At 64.7% G+C, this 22,377-nt stretch carries 21 protein-coding genes; 9 read left to right on the top strand and 12 right to left on the bottom strand.

All coding sequences use genetic code 11. The annotated features are described in order from the left end of the window. Window positions 1-3 precede the first annotated feature (3 nt). From AC1MCD_RS04280 to AC1MCD_RS04270, 3 genes are all read left to right on the top strand, one after another. Window positions 4-864, top strand: a complete 861-nt coding sequence (locus AC1MCD_RS04280; RefSeq protein WP_498676145.1) for an SDR family oxidoreductase — start codon at window positions 4-6, stop codon at window positions 862-864. 60 nt (window positions 865-924) lie between these two features. Continuing rightward, a complete protein-coding gene (locus AC1MCD_RS04275; protein ID WP_282330909.1) occupies window positions 925-1,308 on the top strand; it encodes a DUF1622 domain-containing protein in 384 nt (127 codons plus the stop codon). 105 nt (window positions 1,309-1,413) lie between these two features. Continuing rightward, window positions 1,414-2,088, top strand: a complete 675-nt coding sequence (locus tag AC1MCD_RS04270; protein WP_498678176.1) for a YqjF family protein — start codon at window positions 1,414-1,416, stop codon at window positions 2,086-2,088. Window positions 2,089-2,143: 55 nt separating this feature from the next. Here AC1MCD_RS04270 and AC1MCD_RS04265 read toward each other — a convergent pair whose 3' ends face one another. After that, window positions 2,144-4,684: a Tex family protein gene (locus tag AC1MCD_RS04265; protein ID WP_498678175.1), complete on the bottom strand. Its 2,541-nt coding sequence runs from the start codon at window positions 4,682-4,684 to the stop codon at window positions 2,144-2,146. 102 nt (window positions 4,685-4,786) lie between these two features. On the opposite strand from AC1MCD_RS04265, the gene AC1MCD_RS04260 reads away from it, so the two are divergent. Then, window positions 4,787-5,083, top strand: a complete 297-nt coding sequence (locus AC1MCD_RS04260) for a hypothetical protein (RefSeq protein WP_498678174.1) — start codon at window positions 4,787-4,789, stop codon at window positions 5,081-5,083. Window positions 5,084-5,297: 214 nt separating this feature from the next. Here the strand turns inward: AC1MCD_RS04260 and AC1MCD_RS04255 are convergent, their stop codons facing one another. The 3 genes from AC1MCD_RS04255 to AC1MCD_RS04245 form a co-directional block, all read right to left on the bottom strand. Then, window positions 5,298-6,368, bottom strand: coding sequence for an alkene reductase (locus AC1MCD_RS04255; RefSeq protein ID WP_498676143.1), 1,071 nt, complete (start codon window positions 6,366-6,368; stop codon window positions 5,298-5,300). Between the two features lie 102 nt (window positions 6,369-6,470). Beyond that, complete coding sequence (locus tag AC1MCD_RS04250; RefSeq protein WP_498676141.1) at window positions 6,471-7,055, bottom strand: PKD domain-containing protein; 585 nt, start codon at window positions 7,053-7,055, stop codon at window positions 6,471-6,473. A gap of 350 nt (window positions 7,056-7,405) precedes the next feature. After that, entirely contained in the window at window positions 7,406-7,831 is a 426-nt protein-coding gene (locus tag AC1MCD_RS04245) for a DUF6318 family protein (RefSeq protein WP_498678171.1), read from the bottom strand. A gap of 49 nt (window positions 7,832-7,880) precedes the next feature. Between AC1MCD_RS04245 and AC1MCD_RS04240 the strand changes: the two genes are divergently transcribed. The 4 genes from AC1MCD_RS04240 to AC1MCD_RS04225 all read left to right on the top strand — a co-directional run bounded on the left by AC1MCD_RS04240 (window position 7,881) and on the right by AC1MCD_RS04225 (window position 9,822). Further along, entirely contained in the window at window positions 7,881-8,072 is a 192-nt protein-coding gene (locus tag AC1MCD_RS04240; RefSeq protein WP_498678507.1) for a hypothetical protein, read from the top strand. 232 nt (window positions 8,073-8,304) lie between these two features. Next, entirely contained in the window at window positions 8,305-8,739 is a 435-nt protein-coding gene (locus tag AC1MCD_RS04235) for a pyridoxamine 5'-phosphate oxidase family protein (RefSeq protein WP_498676139.1), read from the top strand. A 19-nt stretch (window positions 8,740-8,758) separates the two neighbouring features. Then, entirely contained in the window at window positions 8,759-9,196 is a 438-nt protein-coding gene (locus AC1MCD_RS04230; protein WP_498676137.1) for a very short patch repair endonuclease, read from the top strand. Window positions 9,197-9,411: 215 nt separating this feature from the next. Beyond that, the gene (locus AC1MCD_RS04225) at window positions 9,412-9,822 is read left to right on the top strand and encodes an Hpt domain-containing protein (RefSeq protein ID WP_498676134.1); all 411 of its coding nucleotides are present in this window, start codon (window positions 9,412-9,414) and stop codon (window positions 9,820-9,822) included. Here AC1MCD_RS04225 and AC1MCD_RS04220 read toward each other — a convergent pair. Beyond that, complete coding sequence (locus tag AC1MCD_RS04220) at window positions 9,795-10,553, bottom strand: response regulator transcription factor (protein WP_498676131.1); 759 nt, start codon at window positions 10,551-10,553, stop codon at window positions 9,795-9,797. The genes AC1MCD_RS04225 and AC1MCD_RS04220 overlap by 28 nt on opposite strands. A gap of 100 nt (window positions 10,554-10,653) precedes the next feature. Between AC1MCD_RS04220 and AC1MCD_RS04215 the strand changes: the two genes are divergently transcribed. After that, a complete protein-coding gene (locus tag AC1MCD_RS04215; protein ID WP_498676129.1) occupies window positions 10,654-12,309 on the top strand; it encodes a sensor histidine kinase in 1,656 nt (551 codons plus the stop codon). A gap of 41 nt (window positions 12,310-12,350) precedes the next feature. Here AC1MCD_RS04215 and AC1MCD_RS04210 read toward each other — a convergent pair whose 3' ends face one another. From AC1MCD_RS04210 to AC1MCD_RS04180, 7 genes are all read right to left on the bottom strand, one after another. Further along, window positions 12,351-13,544: a 5-methylcytosine restriction system specificity protein McrC gene (locus AC1MCD_RS04210; protein ID WP_498678169.1), complete on the bottom strand. Its 1,194-nt coding sequence runs from the start codon at window positions 13,542-13,544 to the stop codon at window positions 12,351-12,353. A 130-nt stretch (window positions 13,545-13,674) separates the two neighbouring features. After that, the gene (locus AC1MCD_RS04205) at window positions 13,675-15,909 is read right to left on the bottom strand and encodes an McrB family protein (protein ID WP_498676127.1); all 2,235 of its coding nucleotides are present in this window, start codon (window positions 15,907-15,909) and stop codon (window positions 13,675-13,677) included. An 87-nt stretch (window positions 15,910-15,996) separates the two neighbouring features. Then, window positions 15,997-16,236 carry a PLDc N-terminal domain-containing protein gene (locus AC1MCD_RS04200; protein ID WP_498676125.1) on the bottom strand — a complete coding sequence of 80 codons (240 nt, stop codon included), beginning with the start codon at window positions 16,234-16,236 and terminating at the stop codon, window positions 15,997-15,999. Window positions 16,237-16,296: 60 nt separating this feature from the next. Then, on the bottom strand, window positions 16,297-16,713 hold the full coding sequence (locus AC1MCD_RS04195) for an acyl-CoA thioesterase (protein ID WP_498678168.1): 417 nt from the start codon (window positions 16,711-16,713) through the stop codon (window positions 16,297-16,299). Between the two features lie 98 nt (window positions 16,714-16,811). Then, window positions 16,812-18,875 (bottom strand): ABC transporter ATP-binding protein, encoded by a 2,064-nt coding sequence (locus AC1MCD_RS04190; protein ID WP_498676123.1) that lies wholly within the window; start codon window positions 18,873-18,875, stop codon window positions 16,812-16,814. Next, window positions 18,872-20,605, bottom strand: a complete 1,734-nt coding sequence (locus tag AC1MCD_RS04185; RefSeq protein ID WP_498678166.1) for an ABC transporter ATP-binding protein — start codon at window positions 20,603-20,605, stop codon at window positions 18,872-18,874. Before AC1MCD_RS04185 ends, AC1MCD_RS04190 begins: the two co-directional genes overlap by 4 nt. A 165-nt stretch (window positions 20,606-20,770) precedes the next feature. Next, window positions 20,771-22,369: an MFS transporter gene (locus tag AC1MCD_RS04180; RefSeq protein WP_498676120.1), complete on the bottom strand. Its 1,599-nt coding sequence runs from the start codon at window positions 22,367-22,369 to the stop codon at window positions 20,771-20,773. Window positions 22,370-22,377: the final 8 nt, after the last annotated feature.

The raw sequence follows: 22,377 nt of genomic DNA, 5'->3' as shown, positions 1-22,377 counted from the left end.
CGCATGACGATTCTCCTGGCCGGCTGTGGCGATCTGGGAACTGAGGCCGGGCTGCGGTTCGCCGCCGCAGGGCACAGGGTGGTGGGCTGGCGACGTTCGCCGGAAAAGCTGCCGGCGGCGATCGAAGGCGTGGCGGCTGACCTGGGCTCTGCGGATCTGCCACCTGTCCCGGCGGACACTACCGCCGTCGTCGTCGCTGTTGCCGCGGACTCCCCCACGGAATCGGCCTACCGGGCCGCGTACGTGGACGGGCTAACCCACGTCCTCGATGCTTTGAAGCGTGACGGCGTCAAGCCCCGGCGGGTGCTGTTTGTGTCCTCCACCGCGGTTTACGGGGACGCTGCCGGCGGCTGGGTTGATGAGAGTACGACGGTGGCGCCTGGGGGATTCTCCGGGCGCGTCCTCCGCGAGGCGGAGGAACTCCTGCTTTCGCGGCTGCGCGGCACCGGTTCTGCACCTGTGGTGCTGCGGCTCGGCGGGATCTACGGTCCGGGGCGGACGCGTCTGATTGACCAGGTCCGGAGCGGTACTGCCCTCATTCCCGACGAGCCGCGGTTCACCAACCGAATCCATCGGGACGACGCCGCTGCGGCGATCGTGCATTTGGCTTCGATGGCCGCCGACCCCGCCCCAATCTATGTTGGCGTGGACAACGATCCGGCAGATCTGGGCGACGTCCTGCGGTTCCTTGCCGGCGAAATGGGGTATCTCGAGCCACCCGTTGGTCCGGCAGGCGAGGCCCGCGGCGGTAACAAGCGCTGCAGCAACGCGCTGCTCCGGGCTTCCGGGCTCGAGTTGGCCTACCCGACGTTCCGGGAAGGTTACCGCGCGGTTCTGGCACGCACCGGAGTCCGTCACCCGTAGGCTGCTGTCGTAAGGCGCCCCTTCCAAGGGGTGACGGTCACGTGACATACGAGGAGCAGGGTGGATTTCCAGCAGATCATCGAGGCCGTGGGCAAGTTCATGGACTTGGCGGGGGTATCCGTGATGGTTATCGGCGCTGTGGTGTCCATTCCGATGGCCTTGCGCGGTTACCAGCCGCGAAAACTACCGGCCGGGGCCGAGAAGCTGACGGTCTACCGCGCTTATCGGCAACTGTTGGGGAGGTCCATCCTGTTGGGCCTGGAGCTTCTGGTGGCAGCCGACATCATTCGGACAGTTGCCGTGACGCCGACCTTCGAGAGCGTCGGGGTGTTGGCCATCATCGTTCTCATCCGTACCTTCCTAAGCTTCTCGCTGGAGCTGGAAATCACAGGACGATGGCCGTGGCAGAAAGCACCCGCCGGTACGGCGCGAACGGACGCTTAATCCCCCACCGGCGCAAACGCAGTAAGGACAGCAGGAGTGGCGATTTCCCAACCGAAGAAGCTGGATCCTTGGCCGGACGCGCCCCAACTGCCGGGGCCCATCATTATGGACCAGCAATGGAATGATGCCCTGTTCCTGCACTGGCGTTTGCCTGAAGCCGAAGCAGCACACTTCATGCCGCCCGGGGTGGTACCTGACGTTTTCGACGGCTCGTCCTGGGTGGGCCTGATAGGTTTCCGCATGCGGAAGGCCGGGCTCGGCAGCGGTCCCGCGATACCTTACTTCGGGAACTTCGACGAGATCAATGTCCGCCTTTACTCCCGGGAACAGGATGGCACCCGAGGCGTGGTGTTCCTGAGCCTGGACGCCAACCGGCTGCCTGTGGTCTTGGCGGCCCGGGCGGCGGGAATCCCCTACGTCTGGTCCCGCGCGGGCTTCCGTCGGTCGCAGATAGATGACTCCATCGGCTTCACTGTCCGCCGGTTCAGGGACGGGGCGCGGAGCGACTTCGGCGCCGTACCCGATTTGGACACGGTCGCTGCCGATCCGCTGTCCGTTCACTTGACAGCGAGGTTCGGCCTCCACACCACCGTCGGGCGCCACACGCTGTACGTTCCCAACACGCATGCGGCGTGGCCCCTTCACCGGGCCGAGGTGACAAGACTCAACGACGAACTGATCAGCGCCTCGGGAATTAACGTGTCCGGTCCCCCTGACTCTGTCCTCTTCTCCCCCGGAGTTCGGACCCAGTTCGGGCGCCCCCGCGTGCTGCTTCCTTAGCGGCTTTGGCTGGCCCCGACGCTACCGTGGCCAGGCGTCCAACCGGCTTGACAGGTTACTTGCCGAGGCCGGCCTTCCGAAGCGCCTCCGCCATGGCGGTATCGACAGGAGCCGGCATGCTCGCCTGAGGCCGATGGTCGGGACGTTTGCGGGACGTTCCCCGTTCCGGTTCAACGTTCTGACTGCGGGGGCGGGGCCCACCGGAGGCGCCGGGCCGTCGCGCGCCGGCGGAGCCGCTGTCCCGCTCGCCTGCGTTCCGCCCGCCACGCTGGGCATCGTTTCCCCGCGGGTTGCCGTTTCCGCGCGGGTTGCCGTTTCCGCGCGGGTTGCCGACGGAGGGCGGCAGCTCGTCGTCGAGCCTCAACGTCAGCGAAATCCGCTTCCGCTCCGGATCGGCCTCCAGCACTTTCACGCGCACAACCTGCCCCGACTTGACCACTTCGCGCGGGTCGGAGACGAATCGGTTTGCCAGTGCGGACACGTGTACCAGGCCGTCCTGGTGCACTCCCACGTCAACGAAGGCACCGAACGCGGCAACGTTGGTTACAGTCCCCTCGAGCACCATGCCGGGTTTGAGGTCAGAGATCTTTTCGATGCCCTCGGAGAACGTCGCCGCAGCAAAGGCCGGCCGCGGGTCGCGTCCCGGCTTGTCCAGCTCGGCCAGGATGTCCTGGACCGTGGGCAGGCCGAACGTCCCGTCCACAAAGGTCCGTGGGTCCAGGGACGAGGCCGGCGCAGGGCCGGCCGCAACCAGGATTTTCCGGGCAACCGCGTACGCCTCGGGGTGCACACTCGAAGCGTCCAGCGGCTCCGCTCCCCCGGTGATCCGCAGGAAGCCGGCGCACTGTTCAAAGGCCTTCGCCCCCAGCCGCGGAACCTTCTTCAGTTCGCTGCGCTTGGCGAACGGCCCGTGTTCGTTCCGGTAGGCCACAATGTTTTCGCTCAACAGAGGCCCGACGCCGGCCACGCGGCTGAGCAGCGCCGGTGAAGCGGTGTTCACGTCCACGCCCACCGCATTCACGCAGTCTTCCACCACAGCGTCCAGGCTGCGGTCCAGCTTCGATGCCGTGACGTCGTGCTGGTACTGCCCGACGCCGATGGATTTGGGATCAATCTTCACCAGTTCGGCCAGTGGATCCTGCAACCGCCGGGCGATGGAAACCGCGCCGCGTAGGGAGACATCCATGCCGGGAAGCTCCGCGGCGGCGAGGGCGGACGCCGAATACACCGAGGCCCCCGCTTCGGAAACCACCAGTTTCTGTGGTTTTTTCTCGGCTGCGGGCAGCAGCTTGATCAGTTCCGCGGCGAGCTTGTCCGTCTCGCGGGACGCCGTGCCGTTGCCAATGGCCACCAGCTCAACCTCATGCTTCCGTGACAGGGCCACCAAGGTGGCCAGCGCTTCGTCCCATTTCCGGGCCGGCGCGTGCGGGTACACGGTGTCCGTGGCCACAACTTTGCCGGTACCGTCCACAACGGCCACCTTCACGCCGGTCCGCAGCCCCGGGTCCAGGCCCAGGGTGGCGCGGTTGCCTGCAGGCGCCGCCAGCAGGACGTCGCGCAGGTTTGCGGCAAACACCCGGACCGCCTCGTCCTCGGCGGCCGTGAACATGCGGCCGCGAAGGTCGGAGGTCAGCCTGGCGAGCACCCGCGAGCGCCAGGCGATCTCCGCGGTCTGCATCAACCATGCGTCGGCGGGCCGGCCGCGGTCCGCCACTCCGAGACACCTCGCCACCGCAGCCTCATAGCGCGCACGGGCGGCGGCGAGGGCGGCGTCGTTATTCGGATCAGCTTCGGCGAGATCCAGCTCCAGGACGCCGTCCTTCTCGCCGCGCAGCAGGGCGAGGACGCGATGCGATGGCATTCCTGAGGGAACCTGGGTGAACTCAAAGTAGTCGGCAAACTTCTGCCCTTCGGACTCCTTGCCCTTCTTCACGCGCGACACCATCCGCCCCTGGCTCCACAGCCGCTCGCGCAGGTTCGCGGCAAGGTCCGGGTCCTGGGCCGCGCGTTCCACGAGGATGGAACGCGCACCGGCGAGCGCGGTTGCGGCGTCGCCGACGGCATGCTCGGCGTTCAGATACTTGGCTGCCTCGCGTTCGGGGTCCAGGTCGGGCCGCTTGAGCAGCGCGTCGGCGAGTGGCTCAAGGCCGGCTTCGCGGGCGATCTGCGCCTTGGTGCGCCGCTTCGACTTGAACGGAAGGTAGATGTCCTCCAGCCGGGACTTGGTGTCCGCGGCCAGGATCGCCGTCTGCAGCTGCGCGGTCAGCTGGCCCTGCGCGGCGATCGCCTCCAGGACAGTACGACGGCGGTCCTCGAGTTCGCGGAGGTAGCGCAGGCGTTCGTCGAGCTCGCGGAGCTGGGTGTCATCGAGCGTCCCGGTGGCTTCCTTGCGGTAGCGGGCGATGAACGGGACGGTGGACCCGCCGTCGAGCAGTTCCACGGCGGCTTTCACCTGCCAGGTCTTCACGCCGAGCTCAGCAGCGATCTGGGCGTGGATGGCGCTGTCCGAGGTATCGGCGGACGCGGGTGCGGACGGGGCATGCGGAAGTTGGGTGGTCACCAGAACATTTTGCCTTACGGGCCCGGCCGCCTCCATCCGGGTCCGGGGGACGCGGCCGGCCGGGTATTCCACTGCGGGCCGCGAAGTGCTGTAGTGGATATGCAGTCACAGGGAATTACTCTCGAGGAAGAGGCCGCCATGCGGGAACTGCTCATCGTCTTTCAGGATGGATTCGACGAGGCCAACATCACCGTCATGGTCAACGGCAAGGAGGTCCGTCGCGATATTGGTGTCTCAACCAACCCGCTCATCGGCGAAGCCTACGAAGCATCCGTTGAACTCCCGGCCAAAGGTGCCCAGGTCGGCGTTGAGGTCACCAACCGCGGCCTGAAGGCCATCACCAAAGTCAGCGGAAAGCCCAAAAGCCTGCTCGTGTCCATCCAGGACGACAAACTGGTGATGCGGGAAGGAACCGGCCGGGAAGCTTTTATGTAGAGGCCTAGCGATAATCCATTCGCTGGAGTATTCTGGCGTTACCGCTCATTGTGCAGGGCCGAGCGAGCATTCTTCTGATAAAAGAGCCCCACAGCCGTCGGATGGCTTTCGGCTCGAGCTGCCGGGACAGCACACCGAGCAGCCAACGACGGCGGCACCCAAGCAGGGTGCCGCCGTCGTCGTTAAATCAGTGGTCTTGCCGACCCATCGGCTGTCAGGCCGAGTGCACGGGATAATCCGTGTAGCCCGCAGAGCTGTCTGCGTAGAACGTGGACGGGTCCGGTTCGTTCAAGGAAAGGTTCTCCTTCCACCGCCGCGCCAGGTCCGGGTTGGCGATGGCGGGGCGACCCACCACCACAGCATCAGCGTGGCCGTCGGCCACCAGAGCGGCCGCTTCCTCGCGGGTGGTCACGGTGCCGAAGCCGGAGTTCACCAGGAACGTGCCGTTGAAGCGCGCCCGGAGGTCCTGCACCAACTCGCTGGTGGGGTCTTGGTGGAGGACGCTGAGGTAGGCGAGGTTCAGCGGCGCAATGCTGTCTACCAGCACCTCGTAAGTGGCGCGGACATCTGCCGCGTCTGCTTCAATGGCGCCCTGGACATTGTGCTCGGGTGAAATGCGGATGCCGACGCGCTGGGCACCCACTGCCGCCGCCACCGCGTTGACCGTCTCGATGACGAAGCGGGCACGGTTTTCCGGCGACCCTCCGTAGCTGTCCGTGCGGACGTTGGAGCTGGGCGCGAGGAATTCGTGGAGGAGGTAGCCGTTGGCTGAGTGCAGCTCCACGCCGTCGAAGCCTGCGTCTATGGCACTGAGGGCGGCCGTCACGATCTCCTGCATCACCACGGGCAGTTCGTCACCGGTCAAGGCATGCGGCACGGGGAATGGCTTCTTGCCGGACGGAGTGCGGACTTCGCCGCCGATGGCCACGGCGCTCGGGGCCACGATGGTGTGGCCACCGGTGATGTCCTCGTGGGACACGCGTCCACCGTGCATCACCTGGGCGAACATCCGGCCGCCTTCGGCATGAACGGCGTCGGTGACTTTCTTCCAACCGGCGATCTGCCGATCAGTGACAAGTCCGGGCTGGCCCGCGTAGGAGCGGCCGGCCGGGCTCGGATAGGTGCCCTCGCTGATGATCAGGCCGAGGGACGCGCGCTGACGGTAATGCTCCACGAGCAACGGGCCGGGAACACCTTCCTGACCCGCGCGAAGACGGGTCAGGGGCGCCATCACCAGGCGGTTGGACAGTTCGAGCTCACCAAGAGTCAACGGGGAAAACAGCACAGGCAGTTCCTTTCAAAGTGAATTAGTTCTGCTGTGCGCAACTGGTTAGGGACTGCATCTATTCCGGTCGAGAGGACCGTCACACCTGATTGCGGGGAGTGGTTAGTGCGCTGACGGTACCCCTGGGCAACCCTGTCCCTGGGGGTTCACGTTGCAGTCGTCGGCGTAGTTTCGGGTGATGGACCGCCAGACACTGATGGCTTGCGGCGGCGCGCTGAACTGGCCTTGGCCGGGGATGGGCAGCGGCGGTCCGTCGTTCACGGAGTAGGTGCCTTGGAATGACGTGGTAAGGACCACTTGGAAGTCGCCTGTTTGCGCATAAACGTGGCTGGTTCGTGTCTTCTCGCCCCAGCGCTCCTGCGGCAACGGGCCGCCCATCGATGGCTGAGGGCCGAACACGGTGCCGTCGCCGTAGTTCCAGGTGTACTGAACCGGCGTGGCAACGACATGAACTTTCTGCCCGAACATCGTGACGTCGAACTGCTGCTCCGCTGCGTTGGTGTAGAAGTTCGTTTCGGCACCACGGAGCGTGTGTGGACTCGGCTGCGCGACGACAGTGCCGGCGTTGATCGGCAGGCTCTCGAACTGCCGCTGGATATCGGCCGCTATTCGTGGCAAGAGGTCTTCAGGCTGGGCATCGTAGAGACAGGTGGGGCCGGAATGGATCGCCCACACTGGGTTAGCCACACCGGCCGGAGCCTTTAGCCAGATAACAGGAATGCCCTCAGTCCCCTCGGGACCCTTTTCACACTTCAACTGGTATCCGAGGCAGACCGTGTCAAAATCCCCTCCACCAAGGTGGCATTGAAGTTCGTACTTGTACTGATTCGGGTCGCGCTCTAGCTCCCCCGGCTCTGCCCGTCTGATCTTGCCTGTTGAAGGATCGTGGACCCACACCATGACGCCGATACCGGCGTTCTGAAATCCGGAGTCCGCTCCACTCCCAGGCACCGTTGGAGGCAGCGGAGGAACTGCAACGCTGAGCCCAACAACAAGTGACAACGTCGAGAGCCACTGAAAAACCTGACCTATCGCCATTAGCGCAGTGGATGGAGTCCGGAAACGCGCCACACTGTGTCTTCAAATCTCACCAGCAGGACGTTACCGCTATCTGACGGAGTAGTTGCGGCTCTAAACTCTGCTCCGCTCGGGTCGTAGTAACCTATGCTCGCCTGCTGCACCTGAACGACCACTTGGTAGCTTCCATCGTCGCCACGCTCAAACGTACTCGCTGAGGAGGGGACCACAATCTTGCCCCCGACCAGCCAGCGTCCCCCCTGATAATTTGTGGTCAGAGAGTTCGTGATGTTCGCACAAAATTCGCAACCGGGGGAAGTCACGGCTTGTACTCCACTAGTGTCCCCAGTCTGATATGCAAAATTGAGCTGTTCAAACCAGTACCGGGCGAAGGCCTCCAGCCCTTCCTTCGTCTCCGTCTTCGCCACCTCGGGAAGTACCGGCACCGGCACGTTCTGGGCGCGGCCGCTGGCGGACGCCGGCACGTAGGCCGGCGTGGCAGTCGGGGTTGGTGTGGGAGTAGCGCTGGGCGTCTGCGAGACCGCGGGCGATGCGGTGTCCGTTGCACCGGGCCCGCCACCGGCGTTACAGCCGGAAAGCGCCAAGGCCGCCGCCGCCACCGTCGCGACAGTGGCGGCACGCAGGTGCGTCGCGGTGAAGAAGGTATGCGATGTCATGGGCAGCTAATCCCCCGATAGTTTCAAGACGCCTCGCTCCGAACAATGATCTAAGGGTAGCCCAGGACACATCAGAGCGATCAAAGTTATCCACAGGCACCAAGCATCGGTTCTACCACCGCGCGGGTCCCCGAAGAAGTCACAAAGATCCGCGCCTGGCCACAGCGCAGATTAAGCGGCCACAAAAGAAATTCCCACACCCAGCCCTAGAATTCTTCTACTGAACGTAGAACAATGGCCCCATGATGTACACGCACTCCGACGGCCAGCCCGTCCTGGAACTCAACGACGAGCAGTCCTGGAAACTCCTGGAAGCCACCCGGCACGGCCGGCTGGTGGTCTCCGTTGCCGGCGAACCGGACATCTTCCCGGTCAACTACCTCGCTTCGGACCGGAAGATTTACCTCCGGACGGCACCGGGAAACAAGCTGGCCCAGCTCACCATCAACTCGAGTGTCCTGCTGGAAACAGACGGCATTCTCTCTGATGAAGCGTGGTCGGTGGTGCTCAGGGGAACGGCACGGGTCCTGAGCAACTCAGCGGAACTCGCCGCCGTTGAAGAGCTGGGCCTGAAAACCTGGGTGCCCACGCTCAAGGATTTCTACGTGGAGGTTGTGCCCACCTCCGTCAGCGGTCGCCATTTTGAACTGGGCGAACAGCCGGAACGGGAAATCTAGGAACTCCTAGACTGGAACCATGTCGGACAGGCTGACGCCCGAGCAGCGTAGCTGGAACATGTCCCGCATCCGGGGCAAGAACACCAAGCCGGAGTTGCTGGTGCGCCGCCTCCTGCATGCCAAGGGATACCGGTACCGGCTCCACGGCAAGTCCGGCAGCATCCGCCTGCCCGGAAACCCGGACCTGGTCTTCACGGGCCGGCGCAAAGTCATCTTCGTCAACGGCTGCTTCTGGCACTTCCACGACTGCCGCGCGGGCCAGCATGCTCCCAAGGCGAACGCCGCCTTCTGGGAAGCCAAGCGGTCCCGGACCCGGGAGCGCGACGACCAGCAACGCCGCCAGTTGGAAGCCTCCGGCTGGGAGGTACTCACCGTCTGGGAGTGCGAGCTCAAGGACGGCTCAGCCCTCGAAGCCCAACTGGTGGCGTTTCTCGGCGCGCACGCAGCGTCCGCCTGAACTTGAGCCATTCTTGAGTGTTTGCCCGCGCCCGACTTGATCGGCACCGGCAAAGATGAACTCTTACGGCAAACCCGCATACTCCACAAAAAACCCCTATGCCTTGATCCCGGAGGACCTCCGGGCAAAGGAAGCGATTTACCCTGAAGATGCAAGACGACCCACGCCTCCACCCCAGCTTTCTGGAGTGGGCGACACACGCGGAAAGGATAGGAATGGCTCCCTCCGACGATGCAGGGCGCCCCTTGGTGGATCCTTCGGTCCTTGACCGCCTCCGTGATGAGCTCGCTGAGGACGAGGGTTACTGCACCGTTTTTGTGGGCAATTTCATCGACTATTTACCCGTCCGGATCGGCAGGCTTCGCCTGGCGCTGACCACAGGCGACCTGCCAGGAGCCGTTGACGCTGTCCTCAGCCTCAAGACGTCAAGCCAGATGGTGGGCGCAGAAAGGTTGGCCGGGCTGGCCATAGACCTTGAACGCTCCATCCGCGAGGGCTCACCCCGCAAGGAGCCCTCGGTCGCGCTGCCGCAACTGGCCGCCGACTACCTCCGGCCCATCAACCTCTGCTGCCGCCAGACGCTAAACCGCCTGGAGTCTCAGCGCTCCGCCGGCGCCAAGCGGTAGCCGACGCCGCGGACCGTCTGCAGCCAGCGCGGACGCTGTGGTGAATCGCCGAGCTTCTTCCGCAGATTGCCCATGTGGACCTCCACGGACCGCTCGTCTGCCTCGCTGATGTAACTTCCGACGTCGTAATCTTCGTCCCGGAGGCGACGCACCAGATCCGATTTGGTCCGGACAGTCCGTCCCGCCTCGAGCAGCGCGTAGAGCAGTTCAAACTCCGTACGCGTCAGGTTGAGCTCCTCGCCGTCCACGGTGACGGAGCGTGAGGCGTACGTCAGGTCGAGGCCATTGTGGCTGTAGTGGCCGGTTCCGGGATCGCCCAGCTGCTCCCCCGCCGGGCCATCCTCCACCGGTTCAGGACCCGAGCGCGGCCTGCGCATCATCGCCGCAATCCGAGCCCGGAGCTCACGGGGGCGGAACGGCTTGGTGAGGTAGTCATCCGCCCCGGACTCGAGACCGATCAGCGTGTCCAGTTCTTCTGCCCGTGCCGTAAGCATCACGATGTAGGCGTCCGAGAATTCACGGATCTGCCGGGAGACCTCAAACCCGTCAATATCCGGCAATCCCAGATCCAGCGTGATGACATCCGGATTCAGCGATCGTGCCGCCAAAACACCTTCAGTTCCGCTGGCGGCAACGCTCACGTCAAACCCAGCCTGGGTCAGGACCGCGCGGACCAGCTCGCGGATATCCTGGTCATCCTCGATGACCAGGCCCACTCGTGCTTCACTCATACAAGCCCCCTCAGCCAGCTTGACAACGTGAGAAGTATAGCCCGCTGCCGATACCCTGTTGGTATGCGTCTCACAACTCCCACCCTTCTGGCCGCCGTTCATGACTGAGCCAGTAGCGTGGGCGACGGGCCGGCTGCGGTTTTTCCGTCGCCCTTTCTTCGAATACCGGCTCACCGACAAGGTAGTCCTCAGCCAGACGCCACTGTTCATTACTACTCTCCTGACGGCGTTCCTCATGTGGGCGTTCTTCTCAGGGACCATGGACAACCCGCTGTTCGTGGCGTTCCTTCTGTCCCAGCTGGCCATCATGGCGCTGTGTTACCTGGTGCCGTGGGACCGGCTCCCGTACACCAGCTTCCTGGTCATACCCCTCCTGGACTTCATCTCAATCGCGGTGGGCCGGGAGGGCGGGCAGGAGAGCCTGACCGGCATCAGCTTGCTGTCGGTCTTCCCCGTCATCTGGCTTTGCGCGTCGGGCTACTATCCACGGATTTCACTGTGGTTGTCCTTTCTTGCGCCGTTGGCCATCATCTGGGTCCCGCTGTTCATCCACGGGGATGTTTCCGGCCCCAGCCTGGCCAGGTCCCTGCTCCTGCCCGTCATGATGCTGGGCATCGGCGTGTCGGTCAGCGTCCTGACCCTGAGCATGATGCGCCAGCAGCGGACCCTTGAGGAAAAGGACGGGCAACTCCAGGACAGCCTCCGCGGCACCAAACAGCAGGAGGCGCTGCTCAACTCCGTCCTGGAAACCGTGAACATCGGTGTCCTGGCCGTGGACGCAGACGGCCACGACATCCTGATGAACCGGAAACAGCGCGCCAACCACGAACTAGCACGCCCCGCAAACATCGAGGATCCGAACGAGACGCAGCTGCTGGTCTTCGCCCCTGACCGCACCACATCTATTCCCGTGGCGGAGCGACCGGTGCGCAGGGCTGTCCTGGGCGAGACCTTCACGGACTACCTCGTCTGGCTGGGAGAGGGGAAGGAGCAGCGGGCCATCACCACCAGTGCCCGTGCCATGAAAGACTCGGACGGCCAGTTCGCGGGCTCGGTGATTGTGTTCAGCGACGTGACCGACCTGGTGAATGCGCTGGCCGCCAAAGACGAATTCGTCTCCAGCGTGTCCCACGAGTTCCGGACGCCCCTGACGTCCATCCTGGGCTACGTGGAAATCCTGCTGGAGGACGAACCCCGGGAGGACCAGCTGGAGCCGCTGACCATCATCAGGCGCAACTCAGAGCGACTGCTGACTCTGGTATCGGACCTGCTCGCCACCAGGAACGGCCAATTGATCGTGACGCCGCATGCCGTAGACGTTGCCGAGCTGGTGCGTGCCAGCGTCTCCGCGGCCATGCCCAAGGCTGACGCCGCCCGGGTGGTACTCAAAGCTGACGCGCCAGCCCGGCTGGATGCCCACGTGGATGGGCCCCGAATCTCCCAAGTGCTGGACAATCTGGTCTCGAACGCCATCAAATACTCGCCCGACGGCGGGAACGTGGTGGTGTCCCTGGCTCAGGAAGACGGCCACCTGGCCTGCCGCGTCAGCGATACCGGGATGGGCATGAGCAGCGAGGACCAGGCCGAAGTGTTCTCAAAGTTCTTCCGGACCAGCAGTGTACGCCGGACCTCCATCCCCGGGGTTGGGTTGGGGCTGTCCATCAGCAAGGCGATTGTGGAGGCCCACGGCGGCACCATTCAAGTGGAAAGCAAGCTGGGCGAGGGCACCACATTCATCTTCCGCGTGCCGGTCTAAGCCCGCCCGTAAGGCCGCACGGCTGCGGCCCTGGCCGCCGCCTAGCGTCTTAGGGACGTGCGGACGACTTCGTCCCAGGACTGCCGTGCCAGCTCCGCCACCGAGGCAAGGATGTCCGACGGCGGCAGCGACAGATCCAGCGGAAACTCCACTATGTCGATATCAGTGTTGAGGATCCGCCGCAGCTTCATCTCGCCGGCCCCCGCATAGACGAGCCAGGCCGTCGGCACGCCCAGGGCGGTGCAGTGGGCCAGCATCTGATAGTGGTCGACAGTCAGGGACGCACCGAGATCCGCGGCGGCTTTGTACTTGGCGTTGTAGACCACCACGGGGCGGCCGTCCAGAAGGTGCACGGCATCCGGGCTAACCGAGAGCCTGTCGGCATCGTGGACGGCCTCGCTGAGGAGTGCGTTGTACTGCAGCCGGGTCTCCCCCGGATACACCGCCATGGCCTCGCGGAGCGCCGCGCCCACGAAGTCCTCAAACACCTGCGCCATGTCCACCACGAACGACGCCGTCTGCTGCTTGCCCTCGCCCGCTTCGGCCGACGCGTTCCGGAGGATCAGCCCGGCCAGGCGCAGCACCGAGTGGTAGCGGGCGTTCATCCTGCTCGGCGTCCACGACGGCAGCGGAGCACCGGCCGGAAGTCGGGTGACGGCGTCGAGCTTTCCCTTGAGCTGGCGCAAGCGGCTCAGGACCTCAGGCCGGACGCGCGGGACCTGGCCCATGCGTTCCAAAGCCGCGCGCAGGATCCGGTTTTCGGCGATGTCCTCGGTGAACTCGTCGTACGACACCTCCAGCGGCACCAGCATGCCAGGGCGGCGGGAAATCTGGTCCGAAATCCTGATGCGGCCCTTGACCGTGCGGAGGGACTCATCCACCGTCAGGTAGCCCTGCAGTACCCCGCGGCCCAAGGCACGCTCCGCCAGCTGCGCTAGCGACTCCGCCAGCGCACTCCACAGTTCGCGGTCCTCGACAGCGGACACAGAATCGGCCCGGAAGCCCTGGTTACCGCCGTAGCTGAGGAGGAAAAGCAGCCGGCTCAGGCCCAGCCGGTCCTTGGGCCGGACATCAAGCTGCATAGTTGCCGTGCGGACCGAACCCACCTTGCCCACCGGCTCGATCCGGTAAAGGCCCATGCCCATCGGGGACGCCTTAGCCAGCCCGCTCGAGTTTAGGAACGCGGCGCTGGCGGCGTCGAGCCGCTCCACAACGCCGCCGGACAGCTCGTCCAGGACCAGGTGCTTGCTCCCCTTGGCGGGCACGCCGTGCGCCGGAGCCTGCACGGGCTTAGCCGGCACGGGCTTGGCAGGCACTGGCTTCGCCGGTAGCCGCTTGGCCGGGCCAGACTCAGCCGGGAACTCCTTAGCTGGCCGCAAGGCGTCCCAGCAGCGGCTCCAGCCCGAACCGCTCCTCCAGCTGCGCCCGGGTCAGCTGGCCGTGGTAGTGCTCTTCCAGCAGCGGCATCAGCTCGTACTTCCAGATCCGGCGCAGCCCGGCGGGGGTCTGCGCGGCGGGCTTCATGAAGTACGACGGCCCGATCATCAGGTCCCGGTCCCACTCGTCAATGGCCGCGTTGAGCGCATCGAGCAGCAGCGCCGGGGTGGTGTCGAGTTGCCGTGCCTGCAGGAAGCGCAGCAGCGAGCCCTTGACCGGTTCGGTCTGCGGGTGCAGCTCGATGAAGGCGAACCGGCGGCGGATGGCGGCGTCCATCATGGCGATGGACCGGTCTGCGGTGTTCATGGTGCCGATGATGTAAAGGTTGTCCGGCAGCGTAAACGGCTCGTTGGGGCTGTACTGCAGGTAGATCCTGTCGTCGCGATACTCGAGCAGGAAGTACAGCTCACCGAAGACCTTGGCCAGGTTGGCGCGATTCATCTCGTCGATGATCAGGAAGTAGGGCTTCTTTTCGTTTCCTGGCTTGGCTGCTTCCTCCGCCAACCGGCGCAGCGGCCCCGCCACCAGCTTGAAGGACACCTGGCCCTCATCGGTTTTGTCCGGCCGGTAGCCTTCGAAAAAGTCCTCATACGCGTAGGACGGGTGGAACTGCACCAGCTTCACCCGTTCGTCCGTGCTGTCCTGCGCGAGCTCCGCGGCGAGGTGCTTGGCGAGGTACGTCTTGCCGGTTCCGGGCGGACCGTAGAGAACCAACTGGCGGTTCTCCTCCAGCAGTTCAGCGATCTCCTGCAGCGGCTCAAGGTCCATGTGGAGCGAATCCGCGAAGGCGCGGTCCAGCGGGCGAAAGCCCTCCGGCACGGGGACGACTTCGACGGCGGCTGTTGCGGGGTCGTCGTCGTCCGGTTCCGCTTCGCCGGGGACGAGCGCCTGCAGCGCCTGCACCACCTTGGTGACGTCCACGATGATGCCGGCGGTGGCCAGCTGGCGCTGCACGTGGCGGGGCAGCTCGGCCGTGGCGTGCCCTTCGTCGTCGAGCCAGCGGACCTTCCGCCGCATCTGGCGGTTGTCCTCATTGTGCTCAGGTTCGCCCAGCACCACGCCGAGCCGTACCGTGCCCGAGTTCTGGTACAGGACAAGGTCGCCGGGTTTCATGACCGTCAGGAACGCGAACACGGCGGTTTTGGTGTCCTCCCGCTCCACGTAGCCCAGGTGCTTGTAGTCTTCATCCACCGCGTGCTGCACCAGCCCGGCAGTCACGCCGGGGTTGAGGTGGCGGAGGTGTTCGACGTCGAGCGTCACCTTCTCCTCCTCGTGCCAGGAGGTGAGGAGCTCGGCGTTGTCGCTGTGGGTCCGCAGCAGCCAGGCGCGGCGCCCCGGGTCACCGACCTTCCGCCACTGGCTCACCAGCTGGCGGGCGTACCAGTCGATGCGCTGCCCGGCCTGTTCGTCCAGGTGCAGGCGGATGCGGTGGATATCGGCGGTAATGTCCTCGTCCGAGTCACCGTTGGCACCGCCCACCAGGGAAGCGAAGGCGTCACGGATCTCCCGGCGTTCCACATCGGCCACCACCGGTTCAAAATAGCTCGGCCAGGCAAGGTACTCGATGCTGCGGCGGATGGCGGGCTGGTCCTCGGGTGCGCCGGCGGCCAGCTCGTGGAACTTTAGAGGATCCTTCAGCGCCTTGGTGATGGCCGCTGGAACCTGCTGGTCCACGTGCTGCACGAAGCGGCAGAGCCATTTCAGGTGGTCCCAGATGGTCCAGTTGAATTCGGCGGTGCGGTCCCTGATCACGCCGTGGTCCGTCATGTCCTTGTACAGTTCTTCGGGCAGCTCCAGCGCAGGCTCCAGCCAGGACGCAGCTTCTGCCACCCGGGCGCGCTTCACCTTGAGCGACTTCACCTCGTGGGCCAAGGGCAGCGACTGCAGGAAGAGGAGTTCCACGGCGAGCTGTTTCGCCTCGCGGGAGGCGCCCTCGAGGTTCTGCCGCAGGTTGGTCATCATGGGCGCCTTGGCGTCTGCCACTCCCCGTTCCAGGCGTTCCAGCAGCTCTGCCGCGGCGTCGGCCGTCCAGGTCAGGGTCTTGCCGTCCAGGGCCGAGGGCTTGCCCTGCAGGCCCGGACCGAGCACAAACCACGCGGCCTCCTCGATCTCCTTGGAGACGCCGAGGGCGCGGTGCATTGCAGGCTTGGGAGGCGGGGTCATATGTTCAAATTTACAGGCTCAAGCTGGGTGCCTGCTCCTAGGTACCGGTTCCCGCGGACCTTGCGCGGCGGATCTTGACGGTGCGACCTAAGTAACCGCACCGGGCCGCTTGCGCCCAAGAATGAAATAGCCCATGGGTCCGATGAAATTGATGAGGGCCGCCGCCCGCCAGGCCGCCTTTGGCCCGTTGATTTGGGCTGCCGGGCGCTTGCTGATGTCCCGCTGGGCAGCCAGCATCAGCGCCACCTGCACGATTCCTACGGCCACGAATCCCGCCCGTGCCGCCGGTGACATCTCTTTCCAGGTCTTTTTGGTTTTCTTGGCCATGGTCAACGCTCCTTAGTGGATATACCCAGTTTCAGGTCTGCACCGCCGCCGTGCAACGGGTCAAAAGGTGAACGGAGCCATCCGTTCCTTCTGCTCGGGTGTCAGACGCAGGACGCGCCCGGAGGCCTCGTCCACAAAGGCAAGATGGCTGCTGGCCCGGACGCAGTCCTCGCCGGTCACCGGGTCCTGCACCACGTAGTGGATGTCGAAACTGGCGCCCTTCACGGCCCCGATCCACACCTGGACCACGGCCGGGACATTGCGGTACTCAAGGGTCCTGACGTATCGGATCTTGTGGTCCACCACGAGAGCCAGGGTTCCCTCGGGGACCTCGTTGAAGAGCCCGACTTCGGGCTCGACGCCCGGCATGCCGGTACCCCGCGGCGGGCCAAACGCAGCGATCCGGGCTTCCTCCATCATCCGCACAATCTGGACGTTGTTGATGTGCCCGTAGGCGTCCATGTCGCCCCAGCGCATGGGCACCAGGACCTCGATGCGCCGGGGTTCGGCGCTACTTGGAGCCACAGCCGCCGTCTCCTCTGAACCAGCCCGCTGCAGGCCGGTTTCCTGCGCGCTCAGCTGTGGACCGCCGTCGAATCGTCCACAACCGTTTCTTCAATGTCGGAACCGGAGAACTGGGACATGTACAGGCGGTAGTAGGCACCCTGGGCTGCCAGCAGCGTCTTATGGTTGCCCTGCTCCACGATCTTGCCGTTCTCCATCACCAGGATGGTGTCGGCATCGCGGATGGTGGAAAGCCGGTGGGCGATCACAAAGCTGGTGCGGTCCGTCCGCAGCGCCGCCATGGCTTTCTGGACGAGCAGTTCGGTGCGCGTGTCCACGGAGCTGGTGGCCTCGTCCAGGATGAGCAGCGACGGGTTGGCCACAAAAGCGCGGGCGATGGTGATGAGCTGCTTCTCACCGGCGCTGACGTTGTTGCCTTCCTCGTCGATGACGGTGTCGTAGCCATCCGGCAGGGCGCGCACGAAGCGGTCCACGAAGGTGGCCTTGGCCGCTGCCATGACCTGTTCCTCGGTGGCGTCCAGGTTGCCGTAGCGGATGTTGTCGTAGATGGAGCCTCCGAACAGCCAGGCATCCTGGAGGACCATGCCCACCTTGGACCGCAGCTCGGAGCGGCTCAGCCTGGTGATGTCCACGCCGTCCAGGGTGATGGACCCCGAGTTGAGCTCGTAGAAGCGCATCACCAGGTTGACCAGGGTGGTCTTGCCCGCGCCGGTGGGGCCGACGATCGCCACGGTGTGCCCGGGCTCGGCCGTGAAGGACAGGTTCTCGATGAGGGGTTTGTCCTCGGTGTAGCTGAACGTGACGTCCTGGAACTCCACGTGCCCGTCGGTTTTGGCCGGCAGGTGCTCGGTGGCGGTCTCGGCGTCCTGTTCGTCGGCGTCGAGGAATTCGAAGACCCGCTCGGAGGAAGCCACACCGGACTGCAGCATATTGGCCATGCCGGCCATCTGCCCCAGCGGCTGGGTGAACTCGCGGGAATACTGGATGAAAGCCGTCGCGTCACCGAGGGACATCGAACCCGAAGCCACCCGCAGCCCGCCCACCACGGCGATGCCCACGTAGCTGAGGTAGGAGACGAACTGCATGACCGGGAAGATCATGCCGGAGACGAACTGGGCGCCGAAGCTGGCCTTGTAGAGGGCCTCGTTCCGCTCTTCGAAGCGTTCCAGCATGTCGGCGTCACGGCCGAACACCCGCACCAGATCGTGCCCGGAGAAGGATTCCTCAATCTGGCCGTTCAGCTCACCCGTATTCTTCCACTGGGCGGCGAAGAGTTTTTGGCTCCGCGAACCAATCAGTCCTGCCGCAACACCCGACAGCGGAAGTGCGATCAGGGCGATCAGGGCGAGCTGCCAGGACACGATGAACATCATGATGACAATGCCGATCACTGTCAGGACCGAGCTGATCAGCTGCGCGAAGGCCTGCTGCAGCGCCTGCTGGACGTTATCGACGTCGTTCGTCACGCGGGAGAGCACGTCGCCGCGCTGGCGGGTGTCGAAGTAGTTCAGCGGGAGCCGGTTCAGCTTCTTCTCGGTGTCGTCGCGGAGCCGGCGGATCACCTTCATGACGATGCGGTTCAGCACGTAGCCCTGCAGCCACAGGAAGATGTTGGCCACGAAGTACATCAGCAGCACGATGGCGATCAGGACGGACAGTTTCTGGAAGTTAATCCCGGTGCCGGGCACCAGTTCCATCTTCGCGATCATGTCCGCGAAGTTTTCCTGGCCCTGCTGGCGCAGCCCGTCAACGAACTGTTCTTTGCTCGCGCCTGCGGGCAGTTGTTTGCCCACCACGCCGCCGAAGATCACGTCCATGGCCTGGCCCAGGATCTTCGGGGCGATAACGTTCAGGACGACCGACACCACCACCAGGCCCACCACGGCGTAGATGCCTGCGGCTTCAGGCTTCAGCAGGCCCAGCAGCCGTTTGGCAGAGGGCCAGAAGTGTTCCGCCTTTTTGGCGGGCATGCCGCCGAACATATCGCCGTCGGCCTCGGAGGGCTTGAATTCCTCCTCGAAGAATTCGTCGTCCTCCAGGAGGTCCTCCGGGGTTGCCTCGGATTCCGTCTTTTCGAGGTTCAGGCCGGTGGGGTCCTTCTTGGCGGCGCTCATGCCATTTCCTCCACGCTCAGCTGGGATTCAACAATTTCCTGGTAGGTGGGCGAGGTTTCCAGGAGTTCCTCGTGCGTTCCGCGGTCAACGATCCTGCCGTTGTCCAGGACCAAAATCTGGTCCGCTTCGGTGATGGTGGAGATGCGCTGGGCCACGATGATCACGGTGGCATCGGCGGTGGTCCGTTTCAGCGCGGCGCGGAGCCTGGCATCAGTGGCCACGTCCAAGGCCGAGAAGGAATCGTCAAAGAGGAACACCTTGGGCTTGGTGACCAAAGCGCGGGCAATACACAGCCGCTGCCGCTGGCCGCCGGAGACGTTGGTGCCGCCCTGCGCGATGCGGGAGTTCAGTCCGTTCTTTTTCGCCCGGACAAATTCCTCGCCCTGGGCGATGTGCAGCGCATCCCACAGTTCCTGCTCCGTGGCTTCGGTCTTGCCGAAACGCAGGTTGTGCTCGATGGTGCCGGAGAAGAGATAGGGCCGCTGCGGGACCAGGGCAACGCGCCTGGTGATCTCGGCCCGGTCCAGGTTACTGACGGAGACGCCGTCCAGCAGGACTTCGCCCTCGGCAATGTCGTAAAGGCGTGGCAGCAGGGACAGCAGGGAGGTCTTGCCTGCACCGGTGGAACCGATGATGGCCACGGTCTCGCCCGGCTTCGCTGTGAAGCTGATGTTGCTCAGCACCGGCGACTCGGCGCCGGGGTAGGCAAAGGTGACGTTCCTGTACTCCACGACGCCGGCGAGGGCGGCGGGTGTTTCGGGACGTTCGGGATCGTGGATGGAGGGTTCGACGTCGAGCACTTCACCAATGCGGTCCGCGCAGACGGAGGCGCGCGGGATCATCATGGCCATAAATGTGCCCATCATGACGGCCATCAGGATTTGCAGCAGGTACTGCAGGAAGGCGGTCAGGGAGCCCACCTGCATGTCGCCGGAATCCACACGCTGACCGCCGAACCACAGCACTGCGGCAGTGGAAAGGTGCAGGATCATGCCGATGGCAGGGAACATCAGGACAAACAGGGCCCCGATCTTCAGGGAGACGTCGGTCAGGTCCTTGTTGGCGACACCAAAGCGGCCGGTCTCGTAGGGTTCGCGGACAAAGGCGCGGACCACCCTGATGCCGATGATCTGCTCTCGCAGCACGGCGTTGATGCGATCGATTTTCTTCTGCATGGCGCGGAAGAGGGGCATCAGCCGGACCACCAGGTAGCCCACCACCACAACCAGCACAGGCACGGACACCCAGACCAGCCAGGACAGGCTGAGGTCCTCGCGCAGCGCCATGATGATGCCGCCGATGCACATGATGGGGGTAGCCACCATGAAGTTCAGGCCCATCAGCACCAGCATCTGAACCTGCTGGACATCGTTCGTGCCGCGGGTGATGAGGGTGGGGGCGCCGAACGTGTTTACGTCCTTCGCGGAGAAACTGGTGACCTTGCGGAACACCCCGCGGCGGAGGTCGCGCCCTATGGCCATGGCCGTCTTGGAGCCGAAGTAGACCCCGGCGATGGCCGCGCCGACCTGGACCAGGGCCACGAGGAGCATCACGGCTCCGGTGCGCCAAATGAAGTCGGTGTCACCGCGGGAAACGCCTTCATCGATGATCTGGGCGTTGAGGCTGGGCAGGTAGAGCGCCGCGATGGTGGACGCCAGCTGGAAAAAAATCACGGCCACGATGTACGGCATATACGGCTTGGAATAGCGCCGTATCAGGGTCAGGAGCATGCCCATGGGTCCTTAAGGGAGAGAGCGCGAAATGGTGAGACAAGTAGTAGCAGCAGAGGCTGACATTCTTAGCCTACCTACTCTACGAAATCCGTTGCCCGGGCGAAATACGCCCGGGCAAAATCATCCCTGGGGGGTACGCGAAGGTGATCAGTTTGCCGTGGATCAGCGCGCCGCGTTGGTGAGTTCCGGCGTCGAGCTTTCAGCGTCTGCCTTCGACCGGGCGGCCGGCTGGATGTCCACCGTGCGCCGCAGCGGGCGTTCCTTGATGAACAGGACGGAGAGCAGGGCCACTACGGCCACGCCGGCAGAAATCAGGAAGACCTCAGCTGTGGCATCGCCGTAGGCAGCGCGCATGATCTCGCGGACGGGTGCAGGCATGTCCACGAGGTCCATGCTGGCCCCGGCAGAGCCACCCGTCACCGGGATACCGGCTGCTGCCAGACCCTGCGTGGCGAGTTCGTTGACCCGGCTGCTGAGCACGGCACCAAGCACGGCCACGCCGATCGCCCCGCCCACCGACCGGAAGAAGGCCACCGACGCGCTGGCTGTGCCGATGTCCGAAGCGCGGACCGTATTCTGGACGGCCAGCACCAGGTTCTGCATCAGCATGCCGAGGCCAAGGCCAAGGATGGCCGTGAAGAGCCCGGCCTGCCAGAGCTCGGTGGTGTGGTCCATGGTGCCGGCAAGGCCCAGGCCGCCGATCAGCAGGATGGAACCGCCGATCAGGTAGCCCTTCCATTTGCCGGTGCGGCTAATCAGGAGACCCGAAAGAACGGAGCCCGTCAGGTTGCCGGCGATCATGGGAAGGGTCAGGAGCCCGGCTTCCGTGGGAGTGGCGCCGCGTGCCACCTGGAAGTACTGGCCCAGGAAGGTGGTGGAGCCGAACATTGCGACGCCCACTGCCACGGAGGCGATGATGGCCAGCGCGGTGGTGCGTTCGGAGATGATCTTGAGCGGGATGATGGGCTGCTCCACTTTGGATTCAACCAGAACCAGGAGGGCCAGCAGCACTACGCCGCCGCCCACCATGGCGGCCGACTGCCAGGAAACCCAGTCGTAGTAGGCCGGCTTGCCGGCGAAGGAAACCCAGATTAGGAGCAGGCTGACGCCGGACGTCAGCAGGATGGAGCCGAGCCAGTCGATCTTGGCGGGACGCCTGATGTGCTGGATCTTCAGGGTGACCTGCAGCAGGATGAGGGCGACGACGGCGAGCGGCACGCAGACGAAGAACGTCCAGCGCCAGCCCAGCGGGCTGTCCACGATGAATCCGCCGAGCAGCGGTCCGCCGGCGGTGCCGACTGCCATCACGCCGCCCATGTAGCCGGAATATTTGCCGCGGTCACGGGGCGGGATCATGGTGCCGATGATGGCCTGGGCCAGGGCGGTGAGCCCACCCATGGCAGCGCCCTGGATAACGCGTGCTGTGAGCAGCAGCGGGATGGTCTCGGAAAGTCCGGCCATCACCGAGCCGGCCACGAAGATGACGATGCTGAGCTGGACCAGGACCTTCTTGTTGAAGAGGTCGGCCAGCTTGCCCCAGATGGGGGTGGTGACGGCGTTCGCCAGGAGCGCGGCCGTGATCACCCAGGCGAAGTCGGTCTGGGTGCCGTGGAGGTCGGACATGATGGTGGGCAGCGCGTTCGCCACGATGGTGCTGCTGAGAATGGCGGTGAAAAACGCTGCGAGGAGCCCGGTCAGGGCTTCCATGATCTGGCGGTGGGTCATCGCCAAGGGCGGTGCGGCGGGTGGTTGGCTCGACATGTCAATCC

This window comes from Arthrobacter sp. BF1 (assembly GCF_056680215.1).
The sequence above is the reverse complement of the archived record's forward strand: the minus strand, read 5'-3'. Positions and strand labels throughout refer to the sequence as shown.

Coding starts and splice junctions, on each gene's coding strand:
- AC1MCD_RS04280 (WP_498676145.1), top strand. CDS start 4: ATGACGATTCTCCTGGCCGGCTGTGGCGATCTGGGAACTGAGGCCGGG.
- AC1MCD_RS04270 (WP_498678176.1), top strand. CDS start 1,414: ATGGACCAGCAATGGAATGATGCCCTGTTCCTGCACTGGCGTTTGCCT.
- AC1MCD_RS04265 (WP_498678175.1), bottom strand. CDS start 4,684: ATGGAGGCGGCCGGGCCCGTAAGGCAAAATGTTCTGGTGACCACCCAA.
- AC1MCD_RS04260 (WP_498678174.1), top strand. CDS start 4,787: ATGCGGGAACTGCTCATCGTCTTTCAGGATGGATTCGACGAGGCCAAC.
- AC1MCD_RS04235 (WP_498676139.1), top strand. CDS start 8,305: ATGATGTACACGCACTCCGACGGCCAGCCCGTCCTGGAACTCAACGAC.
- AC1MCD_RS04230 (WP_498676137.1), top strand. CDS start 8,759: ATGTCGGACAGGCTGACGCCCGAGCAGCGTAGCTGGAACATGTCCCGC.
- AC1MCD_RS04225 (WP_498676134.1), top strand. CDS start 9,412: ATGGCTCCCTCCGACGATGCAGGGCGCCCCTTGGTGGATCCTTCGGTC.
- AC1MCD_RS04220 (WP_498676131.1), bottom strand. CDS start 10,553: ATGAGTGAAGCACGAGTGGGCCTGGTCATCGAGGATGACCAGGATATC.
- AC1MCD_RS04215 (WP_498676129.1), top strand. CDS start 10,654: ATGACTGAGCCAGTAGCGTGGGCGACGGGCCGGCTGCGGTTTTTCCGT.
- AC1MCD_RS04205 (WP_498676127.1), bottom strand. CDS start 15,909: ATGACCCCGCCTCCCAAGCCTGCAATGCACCGCGCCCTCGGCGTCTCC.
- AC1MCD_RS04200 (WP_498676125.1), bottom strand. CDS start 16,236: ATGGCCAAGAAAACCAAAAAGACCTGGAAAGAGATGTCACCGGCGGCA.
- AC1MCD_RS04195 (WP_498678168.1), bottom strand. CDS start 16,713: ATGCGCTGGGGCGACATGGACGCCTACGGGCACATCAACAACGTCCAG.
- AC1MCD_RS04190 (WP_498676123.1), bottom strand. CDS start 18,875: ATGAGCGCCGCCAAGAAGGACCCCACCGGCCTGAACCTCGAAAAGACG.
- AC1MCD_RS04185 (WP_498678166.1), bottom strand. CDS start 20,605: ATGCTCCTGACCCTGATACGGCGCTATTCCAAGCCGTATATGCCGTAC.
- AC1MCD_RS04180 (WP_498676120.1), bottom strand. CDS start 22,369: ATGTCGAGCCAACCACCCGCCGCACCGCCCTTGGCGATGACCCACCGC.